General features: G+C 65.8%; 15 protein-coding genes. 11 read left to right on the top strand and 4 right to left on the bottom strand.

Going from position 1 to position 15,823, the window contains the following annotated elements; translation table 11 throughout:
• The first annotated feature begins 12 nt into the window (after positions 1–12).
• A complete protein-coding gene (locus tag ACPJW8_RS15795; RefSeq protein WP_330187058.1) occupies positions 13–378 on the top strand; it encodes a hypothetical protein in 366 nt (121 codons plus the stop codon).
• Between the two features lie 34 nt (positions 379–412).
• The gene (locus ACPJW8_RS15790; RefSeq protein WP_330187059.1) at positions 413–814 is read left to right on the top strand and encodes a YccF domain-containing protein; all 402 of its coding nucleotides are present in this window, start codon (positions 413–415) and stop codon (positions 812–814) included.
• Positions 815–820: 6 nt separating this feature from the next.
• On the opposite strand, the gene ACPJW8_RS15785 is transcribed toward ACPJW8_RS15790, so the two are convergent.
• Positions 821–1,219 (bottom strand): VOC family protein, encoded by a 399-nt coding sequence (locus tag ACPJW8_RS15785; RefSeq protein WP_330187060.1) that lies wholly within the window; start codon positions 1,217–1,219, stop codon positions 821–823.
• Positions 1,220–1,331: 112 nt separating this feature from the next.
• Between ACPJW8_RS15785 and ACPJW8_RS15780 the strand changes: the two genes are divergently transcribed.
• The gene (locus tag ACPJW8_RS15780) at positions 1,332–1,598 is read left to right on the top strand and encodes a hypothetical protein (RefSeq protein ID WP_330187061.1); all 267 of its coding nucleotides are present in this window, start codon (positions 1,332–1,334) and stop codon (positions 1,596–1,598) included.
• Positions 1,599–1,730: 132 nt separating this feature from the next.
• Here ACPJW8_RS15780 and ACPJW8_RS15775 read toward each other — a convergent pair whose 3' ends face one another.
• Together ACPJW8_RS15775 and ACPJW8_RS15770 are read right to left on the bottom strand one after the other, a co-directional pair.
• Complete coding sequence (locus ACPJW8_RS15775) at positions 1,731–3,833, bottom strand: carbohydrate binding domain-containing protein (RefSeq protein ID WP_330187062.1); 2,103 nt, start codon at positions 3,831–3,833, stop codon at positions 1,731–1,733.
• Between the two features lie 177 nt (positions 3,834–4,010).
• Positions 4,011–5,036, bottom strand: a complete 1,026-nt coding sequence (locus ACPJW8_RS15770) for a LacI family DNA-binding transcriptional regulator (protein WP_330187063.1) — start codon at positions 5,034–5,036, stop codon at positions 4,011–4,013.
• 390 nt (positions 5,037–5,426) lie between these two features.
• Here ACPJW8_RS15770 and ACPJW8_RS15765 point away from each other — a divergent pair, with 390 nt between their 5' ends.
• The 4 genes from ACPJW8_RS15765 (at position 5,427) to ACPJW8_RS15750 (ending at position 11,321) form a co-directional block, all read left to right on the top strand.
• Complete coding sequence (locus ACPJW8_RS15765) at positions 5,427–6,725, top strand: maltose ABC transporter substrate-binding protein (protein ID WP_330187064.1); 1,299 nt, start codon at positions 5,427–5,429, stop codon at positions 6,723–6,725.
• A 133-nt stretch (positions 6,726–6,858) separates the two neighbouring features.
• The gene (locus ACPJW8_RS15760) at positions 6,859–8,496 is read left to right on the top strand and encodes an ABC transporter permease subunit (protein ID WP_330187065.1); all 1,638 of its coding nucleotides are present in this window, start codon (positions 6,859–6,861) and stop codon (positions 8,494–8,496) included.
• Positions 8,493–9,434, top strand: coding sequence for a sugar ABC transporter permease (locus ACPJW8_RS15755; RefSeq protein WP_425256364.1), 942 nt, complete (start codon positions 8,493–8,495; stop codon positions 9,432–9,434). The genes ACPJW8_RS15760 and ACPJW8_RS15755 overlap by 4 nt, the downstream gene beginning before the upstream one ends.
• Positions 9,435–9,437: 3 nt before the next feature.
• Positions 9,438–11,321: a glycoside hydrolase family 13 protein gene (locus ACPJW8_RS15750; protein ID WP_330187066.1), complete on the top strand. Its 1,884-nt coding sequence runs from the start codon at positions 9,438–9,440 to the stop codon at positions 11,319–11,321.
• Here the strand turns inward: ACPJW8_RS15750 and ACPJW8_RS15745 are convergent.
• Positions 11,318–12,196 carry a DUF4031 domain-containing protein gene (locus ACPJW8_RS15745; RefSeq protein WP_425256363.1) on the bottom strand — a complete coding sequence of 293 codons (879 nt, stop codon included), beginning with the start codon at positions 12,194–12,196 and terminating at the stop codon, positions 11,318–11,320. The two genes, ACPJW8_RS15750 and ACPJW8_RS15745, sit on opposite strands and share 4 nt — an antisense overlap.
• 232 nt (positions 12,197–12,428) lie before the next feature.
• On the opposite strand from ACPJW8_RS15745, the gene ACPJW8_RS15740 reads away from it, so the two are divergent.
• The 4 genes from ACPJW8_RS15740 to modA all read left to right on the top strand — a co-directional run bounded on the left by ACPJW8_RS15740 (position 12,429) and on the right by modA (position 15,823).
• Positions 12,429–13,148, top strand: coding sequence for an ABC transporter ATP-binding protein (locus tag ACPJW8_RS15740; RefSeq protein WP_330187068.1), 720 nt, complete (start codon positions 12,429–12,431; stop codon positions 13,146–13,148).
• Positions 13,141–14,499, top strand: coding sequence for an FtsX-like permease family protein (locus ACPJW8_RS15735; protein WP_330187069.1), 1,359 nt, complete (start codon positions 13,141–13,143; stop codon positions 14,497–14,499). Before ACPJW8_RS15740 ends, ACPJW8_RS15735 begins: the two co-directional genes overlap by 8 nt.
• 101 nt (positions 14,500–14,600) lie before the next feature.
• The gene (locus ACPJW8_RS15730; protein WP_330187070.1) at positions 14,601–15,008 is read left to right on the top strand and encodes a TOBE domain-containing protein; all 408 of its coding nucleotides are present in this window, start codon (positions 14,601–14,603) and stop codon (positions 15,006–15,008) included.
• A complete protein-coding gene (gene modA / locus ACPJW8_RS15725) occupies positions 15,005–15,823 on the top strand; it encodes a molybdate ABC transporter substrate-binding protein (RefSeq protein WP_330187071.1) in 819 nt (272 codons plus the stop codon). The genes ACPJW8_RS15730 and modA overlap by 4 nt, the downstream gene beginning before the upstream one ends.

The following is a 15,823-nucleotide window of genomic DNA, read 5'->3' as shown; positions in this document are numbered from 1 at the left end:
CGGAAGTTACAGATGCGAACCGGATCCGGTTACTGGCTCACCCTCAGCTGCCTTCTTGCGTTAGTTGTGCTCACTGTGGGGTTCGCTCCCGTACCGCTGGTTTTTATCCTCGGCGGGCTGCTCATCCTCGGATTTGTCGCCACCAGGTTGCTTTACGGCCGGTTCCAGGACGCGGCAATCAGCGAAGATTCCAGGTTCGCGGCTTTTCCTGTCCTCGCCTCCGTCGCCGCTTTCAACCTGGCCCTACTGCTCCGGGGCAGCGCCTGGGCGGGCGCACTGGTTCCCGTCCTTGCCCTGGCGCTTTTCGTGGCCTGCCTCGTGTGGTCGCGAAAGAGGCTCCCGGCCAGAAATCAGGGGCCACTCAGGGCTGACCCCTAGCCTTTCGGCGCACCCCGCAGGGCAGAATGGGGTTATGAAAACACTGCTCAACATCATCTGGCTGGTTTTCGGCGGCCTGTGGCTGGCCCTTGGATACTTCGTCGCGGGCATCATCTGCTGCGTCCTGATCGTCACCATCCCGTGGGGGATCGCGTCCTTCCGGATCGCTGCCTACACCCTCTGGCCCTTTGGCCGCATGGTGGTGGACAAGCCCGGCGGAAACGGGGCCTTCGCCCTGTTGGGCAACGTGATCTGGCTGCTGGTGGCCGGCATCTGGATTGCGATCGGCCACGTGGCCACGGCAATCGCCATGGCCATCACCATCATTGGCATCCCGCTGGCCATCGCCAACCTGAAGCTCATCCCGGTCTCGCTGATGCCGCTCGGCAAGCAGATTGTGCCCACGGACCATCCGTTCGTGACCAGCTACCGCTGACCGGCGTCAGATTGCCTGGCCGCCCTCGAGTTCGCCGGGACGAAGGGCGCGGAGCACGCAGAATTCGTTGCCGTCCGGATCCGCCATGACCACCCAGGTTGCGTCCTCGCCCTGGCCGACCGAGACCCTCACTGCCCCCAGTGACTCCAGGCGCGCCACTTCGGCGTCCTGGTCCTCCGGCCGCAGGTCAAGGTGCAGGCGGTTCTTGACTGTCTTGTCTTCCGGAACGCGCAGGAACAGCAGGTCCGGCGAGACTCCGTCTTCCGGGCTTCCTGCCGGCGGTTCCAGGCAGACTTCGTCCGGGTCATCGAAGGTACGCCGCCAGCCCAGCGGCTGCTCCCAGAAAGCGGCAGGGACCCGGGGGTCCACGGAATCGATGGCTACGCACTGGATTCGCAACGTCATCCCAGCAGTCTGGCACGAAGTCCTGCCCTGTGGCAGCCCTCCCGCTGGGCAGGGGCCAGGAGCTTCGCCCCATAGACTTGGAGCCCACCAATCGCGGAAGCGGGTACCCCCATTGATCACTCTCCAGCAGGACTCCGAAGGCTTCATCCGGATGAAGCGGCATTTCCCGGCAAGCGTCTCCGTCTCCATCGCCTTCACCGACGGGACGCAGGAAGTGGTCAGCGGCAGCCGGTTGAACGAAGCCTACGATCGTGCCCTTGCTGAATACCGCGCCGAAAACCAGCTCGATGCCAAGGGTTTCTCCCGCGGACCGGCGAAGCGCGTCAACCAGGCAATCGAGTTCGTACCGGTCACCCCGGGAATGGGCGGCGCCGAGTAGGCGTACCCGGAGCTAATGGGCGCAGTGCCGTTCCGGGCTGCGGACGCACCAGAAGGCGGCGCCGGAATCCCGACGCCGCCTCCTTCCCGGCTCACAGGCCCGGAAGCCCCGGACCTGTGAGGTCATTGCACGTCAGGGGCACGGGTTGCCCGCGCTGACGCTGCCATCCTTTACCTGCTGGTAGCCGGTGCCAACGGTGTAGTTTGCCGTCCCGTTGTTATCCCAGGTGCCTGCCCCGTTGTTGAACGCGGCTGTAATCCCTGGGGCGCCGCCGAGCGGAACCGTGGCGGATACCCAGCCCGGGCAGGCGGCCGTCATGGCCATGCCTGGCGCCGTGGTCCAGGCTCCTGTCCCGGCACGGTAATGGACGTTGTACGCGGCCCATCCCTTATTCGTGGAGTAGAACACGACAGTGGAATCGGCCGGTGCCGGGGCAGTCCCGGCGGCGCAGGGATCGTCCTGCCCGATCAAACCGCCGCTCACTGTGGCCACAGACCCACTGAGCAGGTAGTCGTTGCCGCCGTTGTTGTCCCACGTCCCCGCGCCGTTGTTGAAGGCGGCTGTGACTCCCGAAGAACCGGCAGGGACCGTGTAGGAGACCCAGCCCGGGCAAGCGGCAGCCATACCAACGCCTGGCGCGCTCGTCCAGGATCCACTGCCGACCCGGTAGTGCAGCTTGTAATCGCTCCAGCCCTTCGACGTCGAGTAGTAGACGGTGAGGCTGCCGACGCCCGGTACGGACTGCGTTCCGGCCTTCGCCCCGACGTGGAGGGCCAGCGCCGAATTGGCAGCCACCGTTGCCGTGAAGGTGCCGCTGGCTGACACCGTTACGATCTCGCCTGCTGAACAACCGGACGCCGTGGGCCGGCTGACAATGATGTTGCAGTACTGGCCGGCCGGCAATGAAGTCTGGAACGTCCGGGCCAGTGCTGCGCCGCGGTTGATGGTGACGTAGCCCTTGTCACCGCGTCCGAAGCCGATGGCACTTGAGCCGTTATCCCATTTGTCCACCACGGCGGTGCCGTGGATCTGGCTGCGGAAGCCCACCATGTTGGCGATCGCGGTTTGCGAATGCTTGCAGGTCCATCCGTTCTGGCCGCAGACGGGGTCAATGGCTTCGCCGTTGCCGGCCAGGGCCGGGCCTGCGTCGCTGTTGGAGAAGGCATAGCCCGAGTGGATGGACGGTGAGCCGTAGTTCCAGGCCAGGGTAAAGATCTGCGCCAGGTCATAGTTGGCGCCGTCCTTGTACGTCAGCGTCTCCCCATTGCGTTCCGTGTCATGGTTGTCGACGAAGACTGCGGCGTTCTGGTTGGGCAGGAACCCGGCCCAGCTGGGGCCAATGCCGTCGCCGGTGGTAAGCCAGTTGATCGTCCCGGCGCCGAATGCTTCCTTCAGCTTGCGGGCGAAAGCGAACTCGTGGATATCACCGTTACCGGTGTATTCCTCCGGCTGGATCGGCTCGTTGGCACGGATGACTTCCTGGACCAGGTAGAGCCGCGCGCGATCGTTGACCTTGGCCAGGATGCCCTGCATGTCGGCAGCGGCGATGTGTTTGACGGCGTCGATGCGGAACCCATCCACACCCAGCGCGACCAGGTCATTGAGGTACCCGGCGATCCGGCCCTGGACATACGGTGATGAGGTGTTGAGGTCCGAGAGGTTCACCAGGTTGCATTCCTGCACCTCCCAGCGGTTCTGGTAATCCCTGATGTCGCGCTTGCAGGAGTGGAAATCCTGGGACTGATAGATGCCGGGATAGTCATAGTGCTGGAACGGCGATCCTGCCCAACCGGTTCCACCACTGCTTTTGCCGGACATGTGGTTGATGACGGCGTCGGCAATGACCTTAACGCCGGCAGCGTGGCACGTGTCCACCATGGATTTGAACTCGGCCCGTGTGCCCAGACGGGAGTCCACCTTGTAGCTCACCGGCTGGTAGTGCGTCCACCATTCAGGGCCCTGCACGTGCTCCTGCGGGGGAGAGGTCTGGACGTAGCCGTAGCCGGCAGGGCCCAGGGTGTCTGTGCATTCGCGGGCAATCCCGTTCCACGTCCAGGAGAACATCACGGCTGTGGCGTCCTTGGGGCCGGGCGCTGCGGCGCTTGCGGGAACGGCGGAAGTGGTTGCCGACAGCAGGGTTCCGAGAAGGCCGGCCAAAACGAGTTTTGCGAGTGATTGAAAGCGTTTGCTCCTGGGCGGACCGGCAATGGCGACGTCAATGTCGGGTGCTGGCATGGAGTGGAACTCCTTTGGAAATCGGCGGTATCAGGCCGGGAATCCTGGCTACCGCTGGCACCGGCGCTTCACTGCGGCGGTCGCGTCACGATGACGGCTATCCATCAACTTAGGCTGGCCTTTCAGCAAAGGCAAGCATTTTCGCACAGAAACTGGAAGCGCTTGCAGAAAGACGTGCTAGCGACCGGATCCTGGCGCGGGCACTGCCGTGCTGGACCGCACCACAAAAGTGGTGGGGTGCTGGGTGTCATCGGGCTCCGGAGGCGGGTTACTGTCAATGGCGGCCACCACCTTGCGGACCGCCAGCGCACCCTGGCCCTTGACGTCCTGGTCGATGGTGGTGAGGCCGAAGATCTCCCCGAGGTCGTGACCGTCGATGCCGATCACGGACAGCTCCTGGGGAACCCGCAGGCCAAAGTCCCGGGCAGCGAGGATGGTTCCAATGGCCATCTCGTCGGAGGCGGCGAACACCGCGGTGGGCCGTTCCGGAGCGCTCGCCAGCATCCGCCGTGCGCTGGCGTACGCGCCCTCCACCGTGAAGTCTGCCGTCACCACCCAGGCAGGATGCACCGGGAGGCCGGCGTCGCTCATGGCTTTTTCGAAACCGCTTCGCCGGGATCCGGGCAGCTGGAAGTCCTGTTCATAGAATTCCTCTCCCGTCATGTGGGCGATCCTGGTATGGCCCAGGCCCAGGAGGTGCCGGGTAGCTGATTCCGCGATTCCGGAATCGTCAATCCTGATGGTGGAAGCGCCAGGCAGCGGCCCGCCAATGCCAACAATGGGGCGGTGTACGGCCAGCAGCTTCTGGATTTCCTCCTCAGCCAGCTCTACGGACACGGCAATCACGGCGTCCACACGCTTGCGCAGCAGGAAGTCGCTGAACACGCGTTGCCGCTGCTCATGGTCTCCGCCGATGTTGTACAGGGTGAGGTCATACCCCGCCTGCAGCAGGGAGGACGAGACGCCCTCGATCAGTGCGGAGAAGAACCACCGGTGCACCGAGGGCACCACCAGGCCTACGTTCCGGCTCCGGCCGGAGGCGAGGCTGGAAGCATGGTAGGAGAGGACGAATCCGAGTTCGGCGGCAGCGGCGCGTGCGCGTTCACGGCTCGACGGCGACACGTTGCCTTTTCCGCTGAGCGCCCGTGACACGGTGGCCACCGAGAGCCCGGCCCGCTCGGCAACGTCCTTGATGCCGGTCATGGCCGCTCCTTCCTTGAATTCCAGCCGCAATCCAGGGGCGGACGGCCTCTCCCGAGCCTAGTGGATGGGCGGCGCACCCGCGTTCTGCTACGCGTAAGGGGGCCTTGCCACGAGGCGTTCGGCGGAAGGTCGGCAGGCGTTCGGTGGGGTTGCGGCGCGGGGCGGCAGAGCCGGTGGGAAGGCAGGAAAATCTGGCGCGGGTGGCGATTTGCAAACGCTTCCAAGAGGATACTTCCTTTATCTGCAATGTCCAGCGGGGGTTCTCAGCTTCACAACATCCGGATCGGCGTGTACCTTTGGAAGCGCTTGCAGTCTTGTGAGCCACATCACCGAAGCCACGGGGTCCGTGTGGATCCTCAATGTGGACGCAAAAATCAGGAAGGTACACCAATGAAGGTGCACAAAACCCTCGAGACCCGGACCAGCCGCCGCGTCTTTGCCACCGGCGCCGTTTCCCTCGTTGCTGCCCTCGCCCTGAGTGCATGCGGCGGGGCTGCGCCCACTGGTTCCGGCACTGCAGCCGCCAAGCCGGACCTCAAGGCATCCGGAGCCGGCACCATCACCATGTGGGTTGACGCCGAACGCTCACCCGCGCTGAAGGACATCACCGAGAAGTTCAAGGCCGAGACCGGTGTCGAGGTCAAACTGGTGGTCAAGGACTTCGCGGCGGTCCGCGATGATTTCATCACCCAGGTCCCCACTGGCAAGGGCCCGGACCTGATAGTGGGCCCGCATGACTGGATCGGCAAGTTCGTCCAGAACGGCGTGATCGCCCCGATCGAAATCGGCGACAAGAAGTCCGCCTTCCAGGACTCCTCCGTCAACGCCATGACGTTCAACGGCTCCATGTATGGCGTGCCGTACTCCATCGAGAACATCGCCCTGCTGCGGAACACGGACATTGTTCCGGCCGAAGCCGCCACCTTTGACGAGGTAATCGCCAACGGCAAGCAGGCCGTTGCAGAGGGCAAGGCCGCCTTCCCGTTCCTGGTGGGCCTGGATCCCAAGCAGGCGGATCCATACCACGTGTACCCGCTGCAGGCCTCCATGGGTTCGCAGGTTTTTGGTAAGGCAGCCGACGGCGGATACGACGCCAAGCAGCTCCTGATCGGCGACGCGGCCGGCGTCGAATTCGCCAAGAAGCTCGCCACCTGGGGTGACGCGGGGGAGAAGATCCTCAACTCCAACATCACCGGAGACATCGCCAAGGAGAAGTTCCTGGCCGGCGAGTCCCCGTACTTCCTCACCGGCCCGTGGAACGTCCCGGACGTCCAGAAGAAGGGCATCAAGTTCGCCGTGGACGCGCTGCCCACCACAGGTGACTCTCCCGCCCAGCCGTTCATCGGCGTCAACGGCTTCTTCATCAGCGCCAAGAGCGCCAACGCCCTGGCAACCAGCGAGTTCGTCACGAACTACCTCACCTCCGAGGCTGCCCAGGACTCCATGTACACCGCCGGCGGACGCCCGCCGGCGCTGAAGGCCTCCTTCGACAAGGCAGCCAGCGATCCCGTCGTTGCGGCCTTCGGCAAGATCGGCGCCACGGGCGTGCCGATGCCCGCGATCCCGGAAATGAGTGCCGTCTGGGCTGACTGGGGAGCAACGGAACTGTCCATCATCAAGGGTGAAGTGGATCCCGCCGAGGCATGGACCAAGATGGCCGCCAGCATCAAGACCAAGATCGGCGGCTGACGCAGCCACCGGCCGTCCACCGGCCACCCGCCGGCCACCCGCCGGCCCCGCGTGGCCGGACAGTGCTGCACCGCTCCACTGTCCGGCCACGCGCAGCTCCAACCCGCATCACTGCCAAGGATCGAAGACCGCCATGCCCAAAACACTCACGCATCCACAGGCCCCCGCCGCAGGGCCTTCCCCCACGGAACCGGTCCGCCCCGGGAACCGCCGGACCAAAGTGGCCCACGGCAGCGATTCCCTCAAGGGGATAGTGGTCAAGATCGTGCTCCTTGGCCTGGTGGACGCGCTGGCCGTCTACATCCTGATGATGCTGTTCCTCAGCCAGTCCTGGCTGGCACTGTCCGCATCCGCCGCCGTCGTACTTGCCATCAACTGGATCTACCTGCGAAAAGGCGGGCTGCCCGCCAAGTACCTGGCGCCCGGGGTGCTGTTCCTCCTGGTCTTCCAGGTGCTGGTGGTGTTCTTCAGCGGCTACATCGCCTTCACCAACTACGGCGACGGGCACAACAGCACCAAGGCTGATGCCATCTCAGCGATCCAGATGACGGCCCAGAAACGGGTCCCTGACTCTCCCGCCTACAAGGCAACAGTCCTTGAAAAGGACGGCACCTTCCACCTGCTGTTCACCGATCCTGACGGCGCAATCCAGCTTGGCAGCAGCGGCGAACCACTCCAGGACGCGCCGGATGCGGGCAAGGATTCCACCGGAAAAGCCAACAGCCTGCCCGGCTACCAGACGCTGGGCTTCCAGGAGATCCTGGCCCACCAGCAGGAAATCCTGGACATCACAGTTCCCGTCTCCGAGGATCCGGCGGACGGGACGCTGCGCACGGCTGACGGCAGCAGCGCCTACCAGTTCAAGCCGTCGCTGAGCTACGACGCCGCGGCGGACACCTTCACTGATACTGAGACGGGTGCCGTTTACCGGGACAACGGCAAGGGCGCGTTCGCCAACGCCGGCGGCGAGACCCTGACCACCGGCTGGAAGATCGACGTCGGCATGGAAAACTTCGTGCGTGCCTTCACCGATTCCAGCCTCCGGGGACCGCTGCTGGGCGTGATCATCTGGACCTTCACCTTCGCCGTGGCCTCGGTTGCCCTCACCTTCGTGGTGGGCCTCTTCCTGGCCATGACCTTTAACCGTGAAGACCTGCGCGGCAAGAAGGTGTACCGGATCCTGATGATCCTCCCGTACGCCTTCCCGGCCTTCCTCTCCGGGCTGGTGTGGTCCGGAATCCTCAACCCGGAGTTCGGCTGGCTCAACCAGACACTCCTGGGCGGTGCCCACATCGGCTGGCTGACGGACCCGTTCCTGGCCAAGATCAGCGTGCTGGTGGTGAACCTTTGGCTGGGCTTCCCCTACATGTTCCTGGTATGCACCGGGGCGCTGCAGTCACTGCCCGGTGAGCTGGATGAAGCGGCCCGCATGGACGGTGCCTCCGCCTGGCGCGTGTTCGGTTCCATCAAACTGCCGTTGCTCCTGGTCTCCGTGGCGCCGCTGCTCATTTCCTCTTTCGCCTTCAACTTCAACAACTTCAACGTGATCTACATGCTCACCGGCGGCGGTCCGCGCTTCGCGGACACGGACCGGGACATCGGAGCCACGGACATCCTTATCACCCTGGTCTACAAGGTGGCCTTCGGGCAGGGAACCGGGCGAGATTACGGCCTGGCCAGCGCACTGGCCATCATCATCTTCATCATCGTGGCCACCATCTCGGCCATCAGCTTCAAGCAGACCAAGGCACTTGAGGAAGTGAACCAATGAGCAAGCCACAGCTGGCGACCGCCCCATCCGCAAGCACAACAGCCGGCGGCACCATGCGGGCCGGAACGCCTTCGGGCAGCCGCAGGTTCACAACCTGGTTCAAGGACAAGGGCTGGCGGCACGTGGTGGGAGTGGTGTTCACTATCTTCGCCGTCTTCCCGCTCCTCTACGTCCTCTCCGCCGCACTGGATTCCAGCGGTACCCTGGTGGGTTCCAACGCGCTCTTCAGCAACATCGATCCCGGGAACTTCGTGGCCCTGTTCAACGATCCCAGCCGCCCGTTCGGCCGCTGGTTCGTGAACACCATGGTGGTGGGCGGTATCACCTCCGCAGCCACCGTCTTCCTCGGCGCGATGGCCGCCTACGCCTTCTCCCGCATGCGCTTCAGGGGCCGGCGCGTGGGCCTGCTGACGTTGCTCCTGCTGCAGATGTTTCCACAGCTGCTGGCCGTCGTCGCAATCTTCCTGCTGCTCAGCGGCATCTCCGAGGTGATCCCGGCGCTGGGACTGGGCAGCCAGCTGGGCCTGATCATGGTCTACCTGGGCGGCGCCCTGGGCGTGAACACCTACCTGATGTACGGCTTCTTCAACACCGTGCCGCAAAGCCTGGATGAAGCGGCAAGGATCGACGGCGCCAGCCACGTGCAGATTTTCTTCGGCATTGTGCTCCGGCTGGTGACGCCCATCCTGGCCGTGGTGGGACTGCTCGCGTTCATCGGCATCTCCAGCGAGTTCGTGATCGCCAGCGTTGTGCTGACGGACCCGGACAGCCAGACCCTCGCCGTGGGGCTGTACTCCTACGTTGCCCAGCAGCGCTCCGAAAACTGGGGTGTCTTCGCCGCCGGAGCGGTGCTCGCGGCGATCCCGGTGATGGCGCTGTTCCTCTTCCTGCAGAAATACATTGTCAGCGGCCTGACGGCCGGCTCCGTGAAGGGCTAGACCGTGGCCATCCTCCTTCCGCATCACGACGGCTCCGCGCTGTACGCGCCGCAGTCGGTAACCCTGGGCGGCACAGCGCAGGTCCGGGTCAGGATTCCGTTGGCCTGGGGCACCGCAACACGCGTCTGGGTGCGGTCCGTGCAGGACGGCGAGCCGCGGTATGACGCCGCCACGAACCTGGGCGAACGCGACGGCTGGGTCTGGTGGGAGGCGGCAACGCGGACCACCAACCCCGTGGCGCGCTACCGATTCCTGCTGGAGGCCGGCGGAAAATACTGGAACCTCAACGCCCAGGGACTCTTCAGCCGGGACGTTTCGGACCACGCGGACTTCCGGCTAACGGCCTTTGACCCGGCGCCGGAATGGCTGCACCGGGCCGTGATGTACCAGATTTTTCCTGACCGGTTTGCCCGTTCCGTCCAGGTGCCCGGACGGCCTGTTCCGGACTGGGCGGTTGCCTGCACCTGGGATACGCCCGTCATCCCCTCCGGCCCCGAGACCTCTGTTCAGCTGTACGGCGGGGACCTGCACGGCATCACCGAACGCCTGGACCACCTCCAGCGCCTGGGAATCAACCTTATTTACCTGACACCCTTTTTCCCGGCCACCTCCAATCACCGCTATGACGCCGCGACTTTCGACGCCGTCGATCCCCTCCTGGGCAGCGACCAGGCGCTCGTGGACCTGGTTGAAGCGGCCCACAGCCGTGGAATGCGGGTTATTGGCGACCTCACGGCGAACCACTCGGGTGACGCGCACGAATGGTTCGCCAAGGCAGCGGCGGATCCCGGCTCCGAGGAAGCGGGCTACTACTACTTCTCCGCGGACCACTCGCACTATGAGTCGTGGTGGGGAGTCCCGTCACTGCCGAAGTTCAACTGGTCCTCGGCACAACTGCGCGAGCGCTTTGTCCTGGCTGAAGATTCGGTGGTGGCCCGCTGGCTCCGGCCGCCCTTCTCCTTGGACGGCTGGCGGATTGACGTTGGCAACATGACCGGCAGGCTCGGTGCCGTGGACCTGCACCACGAGGTGGCCAGGCTTATCGCCGACCGGATCCGGGAGATCAACCCGGACGCCGCCCTCCTCGCCGAGTCCACCTCGGACGCGTCCCCGGACCTCACCGGGGAACACTGGCAGGGCGCCATGACCTACTCAAACCTCACCCGGCCCCTTTGGTCCTGGCTGGCCGGGTCCGCTCCGGATGTGAACTTCTTCGGGTCCCCGCTGGCCGGGCCCAACCGGATCGGCGCGGAGGACTTCCTGGCCACGCACAAGGACCTGGCCTCAACGTTCAGCTGGCAGGTGCGCCGGCATAACATGAACGCCCTGAACACCCACGACACTGCCCGCGCTGCCACCGTACTGATGGACGGCGGACAGGAGCTGGCTGCCGTACTGGTCTTCACGCTGCCGGGGATCCCCATGGTTTTCGCCGGTGACGAGTTCGGCCTGCAGGGCATGAACGGCGAGGATTCCCGCACGCCCATGCCGTGGGATGAGCCGCAGCGGGTGTTGAAGGACCTGGCAGGACATTACGCGGCACTGGCCGGGCTGCGCCGGTACCATGATGCACTGACCGACGGCGGAGTGAGGTGGCTCCATGCAGAGGGCGATGCGCTGGTGTTCATCCGCGAGACCGCCCATGAGTCGGTGCTGGTCTTTGTGGCGCGGGCCGCAGGCACGGTTGCCCTGGACGATGCGGCCCTGTCCCGCGGCCAGTTCCAGGCGCTCGCTGCCGGGCCGGCCTTCCACACCGGTACCTGCCCGCCAACACTTGAGGGCGGCAGCGGGGCCGGCAGTGAGGCCGGTATCAATGCCCGGCTGGTGGCGCATGGTCCGGTTGCCGGCGTCTGGGTCCTGCCGGGTACGGCTGTTCCGGAGGCCTAGTCGCTGCTGCTAGAGAGCTCGCCTGACAGATTCCGCCGGGCCGCGTCCAGCCACAGCTCGCGTGCGCGCGGCGTGGTGAACAGCGGGTCAAGGTCCAGTAGCTGACGTACGACGGCGGCACGTCCGGCCGCGAAGTCGGCGTCACCAATGTGCGCGTAGTCTTTCCGGACGGCCGCCAGGTAGCGTGCGTACGCCTCCGGTTCGCTGCCCAGGATGGACAGATCTGCGTCGCACAGGAGGGCGCCGGTGCGGTCATCCGGTGCAGGGCTGTGGTCCGAGGTAACCCGGACCAGCCGCGCCACCTCGGCTGTTTCGTCCTCCGGCAACCCGGCCTCCCGCAGCCGGTCTTCCGCCAGGCGGGCCGATTCCTCCTCGTCTTCGCCGGGAATGCCCAGGTAGACGGCGTCGTGGAACCAGGCAGCCAGAAGAACGGTCCTGGGCGGCGCGGCCGGCCCGGTCAGCAGGTCAAGGGCCTCCAGGATGGCCAGCAGGTGCGTCCGGCCGTGGTAGTTCCGGTGCTCCTCGCCCCACCTGTCATAGAGGTCCAGGAACAGCGCATCGTGGCCCGGCAGCACATCATTCCAGCGGTTGAGCAAAGGAACCTTGAGCGAGGAATTGCGGGCCCGGGCGGAAATCCGCAGGCCACTGTCAATCAGTTTCCGCACCAGGACCCGGCCTTCCACCGGGATGGCTCCGGCGGCAACCAGCTCCGGAAGGCGGCTTTCCGGGACGTCGTAATGGTCGCCGTCGAACGCCCGTTCCGGGATTCCTGCTGCCGCCGCGAACGCATGCAGCTCCGCCAGCGAAGAATCCGAGACCATGTGCGAAAAGTGGGTGCCGTGCGCGGGCCACAGCGGCGGATCAAGGTAGATCATGGTGGGAAGTCTAGCTGCGGACGTCGCCTGGCCGGCCTGTAGCCGCAGCTCCATTTCGACGGTTCCCTGCCCCGCACGATGATCCGAATCAGCGTGTGTGAACGGAACCGTCGAAATGGCGGCACGCCGTCGGCTTCAGAGCGCCGGCTTCATACCGTGGGCTGAGTCCGCAGCTGAACCTTCAGCCACTGGTCTGACGCGGCGGCCGGTGCCTGCGGGACAAACTGGAAGCATGAACGCCATTCTGCACGCCCAACAACTCTCCAAGCACTATCCGGGAAGCACCGCGCTGGACGGCGTGGACTTCGCGGCCAGGGCCGGCGAGGCCATTGCGATTGTGGGCCCCTCCGGTTCCGGTAAGTCCACGCTGCTCCACTGCCTGGCCGGAATCCTGCGGCCCGACGCCGGATCGGTCACCTTCGCCGGCAGCGGCGGTCCCGTCCGCCTGGAGAACCTTGGGGACGGCGAGCTGTCCAGGCTGCGCCGCGAGCAGTTCGGCTTCGTGTTCCAGCAGGGGATGCTCCTCCCGGAGCTCACCGCCGTCGAAAATGTTGCGCTGGCGTTGATGCTGAACGGCACCGCCCGCCGTGAGGCGGAGGCCGGCGCCGCCGAATGGCTGCGGGCCCTCGGGCTGGCGGGCATGGAACAGCGCCGGCTGGGCGAACTCTCCGGCGGCCAGGTCCAGCGCGTGGCCATCGCCCGCGCCCAGGTGACAGGCGCCCGGGTGCTGTTCGCGGATGAACCTACAGGAGCCCTGGATTCCACGACGTCGGCAGAGGTGCTGGATGTCCTGCTGGGCTCCGCGGCCGCCAACGGCAGGACAGTCCTGATTGTCACGCATGATCCGCAGGTGGCGGCGCGTTGCGGCCGGGTAGTGGAACTCAGGGACGGCCGCATCATTGCGGACAGTGCCCTCGAAGCCGCAGCAAACGCCGGTGGTCCGAATGCGTAGCCTGGCGGTGGCACTGCGGCTGGCACCGTTCCTTGGCCGCGGAAACGCCACGGACCTGCGCACGGCCGGACTGCCGGTTCTGGCGTTTGGGATGGTCACGGCACTGCTCCTGACGGTGGCCGGCGGCTCCCAGGTCTTCTGGTCCTGGACTGACGGCATTGCCGTCACCTACCAGGCCCTGGCGGTGATCGCCATGGTCCTGCTGGTGATCCCGCTTCTCACGCTGGGTGCCTCGGCCGCCAGGCTGGCCGCCCGCCGTCGTGATGACCGGTTGGCCTCCTTCCGCCTCCTGGGCGCCAGTGGCAGCACGGTGGTGTGGCTGACGGTGCTTGAGTCCACGGCGCTGGCGGCTGCCGGTGCCGTGGCGGGAGCACTGTTGTACGCCGCTGCTGCACCCTTCCTTGGGCTCATCGAGTTCCGCGGCAGTGCGATCGGCAGCCATGCCTGGTTGAGCCTGCCGATGATTTTCGCGTGTCTCGCGGCCGTTTGCCTCCTTGCGGCGCTGAGCGCTGCCCTGGGGCTGCGGAAAGTGGTGGTGTCACCGTTGGGCGTCCGCACACGGCAGCAGGCTGAAGGCGCCCACTGGGTACGCGGACTGGTGGCGGCCGGCGTCGTTGGTGTGGGTGTTGTCCTCATGGGAATGCTGAGTGCCTTTGGAACATTTGTGGTGATCATCGCCGTGATGGCCGGCTGCTTTGGGCTGGGACTTCTGGCACTGAACCTTATGGGACCTTGGGTTGTGCGGCTGCGGGCCACGGGCCAGCTGAAACGCGCCACCCGGCCGGAGCAGCTCCTGGCCGCCAGGACCGTCCTGGAAAGCCCCAAGGAGACCTGGCGGCAGGTGGGTGGTGTGGCCATGACCAGCTTCGTAGGGGTCTTTGTTGGCGTGGGGCTGGCGATAGCGGAGGCAATGGATGCCAGCGGCGCCGACGCAGAGACGTTGCTGCTGGTCCGGGACATCAACACCGGCGTCACGATCACCCTGCTGGGGTCATTCCTGATGGTGGCGTGTTCGGTGGGCGTCAACCAGGCATCGTCCGTACTTGACCGTGCGCCCATGCTGGTGGCCCTTGACCGCCTTGGTGTGCCCCGGAAGCTGATGGCTGCCGCCCGGGTTAAGGCAGTTATGTCCCCGTTGTTCCTGGTTGCGGGTATTTCGACGGCGAGTGCGGCGTTGCTGATCCTCCCGTTGACGGGCACGGCCCTGTTCATGCGTCCATTGGTGCTCCTGGCCCTGGCCGGCGTATTCGCCGCAGGGTTCGTCCTGGTGCGCCTGGCCGTGGCGGCTGGAACCTCCCAGATTGGCCAGGTGCTTGCCCTCCCGGAACGCTACGCGAGTGTGGACTCCTGAGAATCAGCCTGAAGGCGGACCCCGACCGCCTTCAGTGGGACAGTGCGCGGATGCGGCTGAAGCTGGCTGGATAATCCGCAAATGCGGACTAAGCTTGCCTTATGCCACTGATCCGCGTTTCCGAGGCCGCCCGCTTCCTCGGCGTCAGCGACGATACCGTCCGCCGCTGGACTGAAAACGGCGCCCTCACCCCGCTTCGGGACAGTGCAGGGAGGCAGGCCGTTGACGGCCTGGAACTGGCCAGGCACGCGAAGAAGCTCGCCCAGCTCCCGGACGATCCCGCCCGCAGCGCCAGCTCGGCCCGGAACCGCTTTATTGGCCTGGTCACGGACATCAAGGAGGACCCGGTGATGTCCCAGGTGGAGCTGCAGTGCGGGCCGTTCCGCGTGGTCTCGCTCATGAGCACCGAGGCAGTCCACGAGCTGGGCCTGGAACCCGGCGCCGTGGCCACCGCCGTCGTCAAAGCCACCACCGTGATCATCGAGTCCGCAGGCCGGGGGACCGCATGAAATCCCGCGCACGCCGCACCATGGCGGCAGCGGTATTCCTGGTGGCGCTGCTGTGTGCCGCCCTCACGGGGTGCGGATCAGGCGGAAACCAAGTGCCGCCGTCGGGCATAAATAACGACGGCGCCGCAGCCCCCAGCGGTTCCCTCACCGTGTTCGCGGCTGCTTCCCTCAAGGGCACCTTTACGGAGTTGGCTGAACGTTTCGAGGCGGAGCACCCCGGGGTTGAGGTGAGGTTCAGTTTCGCGGGTTCCTCGGACCTGGCGTCGCAGATCAGCCAGGGGGCGCCGGCGGACGTGTTTGCCGCGGCGGATACCCGCACCATGGAACGGCTGCGGGACGCCGGCCTGGTGGAAGGCGGGCCACGAACGTTCGCCACCAACACCCTGGCCATCGCGGTGCCTCCCGGCAATCCTGCCGGGATCGGGAGCTTTGCGGACCTTGCCAGGCCGGGCCTGAAGCTTGTGGCCTGCGCCGGGCAGGTCCCGTGCGGCGCCGCCACGGAAAAGCTCGAACAGCAGACCGGCACCTCACTGGCCCCCGTCAGCGAGGAAAACTCGGTGACGGACGTCCTGGGCAAGGTCATCTCCGGGGAGGCGGACGCCGGCCTTGTCTACGCAACAGACGTCCGCTCCGCGGGGGACAAGGTCCAGGGCATCGACTTCCCGGAGAGTGCGGGCGCCGTCAACAGCTATCCGATCGCCGCCGTGAAGGGCGCCGCCAACCCGGCGGCAGCGGCGGCTTTCCTCCAACTGGTCGCGGGGCCTGAAGGCCAGCAGATCCTCGCCTCCGCGGGGTTCGGCCCGCCTGCCCCATGA

This window comes from Pseudarthrobacter sp. J47 (genome assembly GCF_049810315.1).
Lineage (GTDB): Bacteria > Actinomycetota > Actinomycetes > Actinomycetales > Micrococcaceae > Arthrobacter.
Note: the sequence above shows the minus strand (reverse complement) of the source record. Positions and strands in the feature narration are given on the sequence as shown.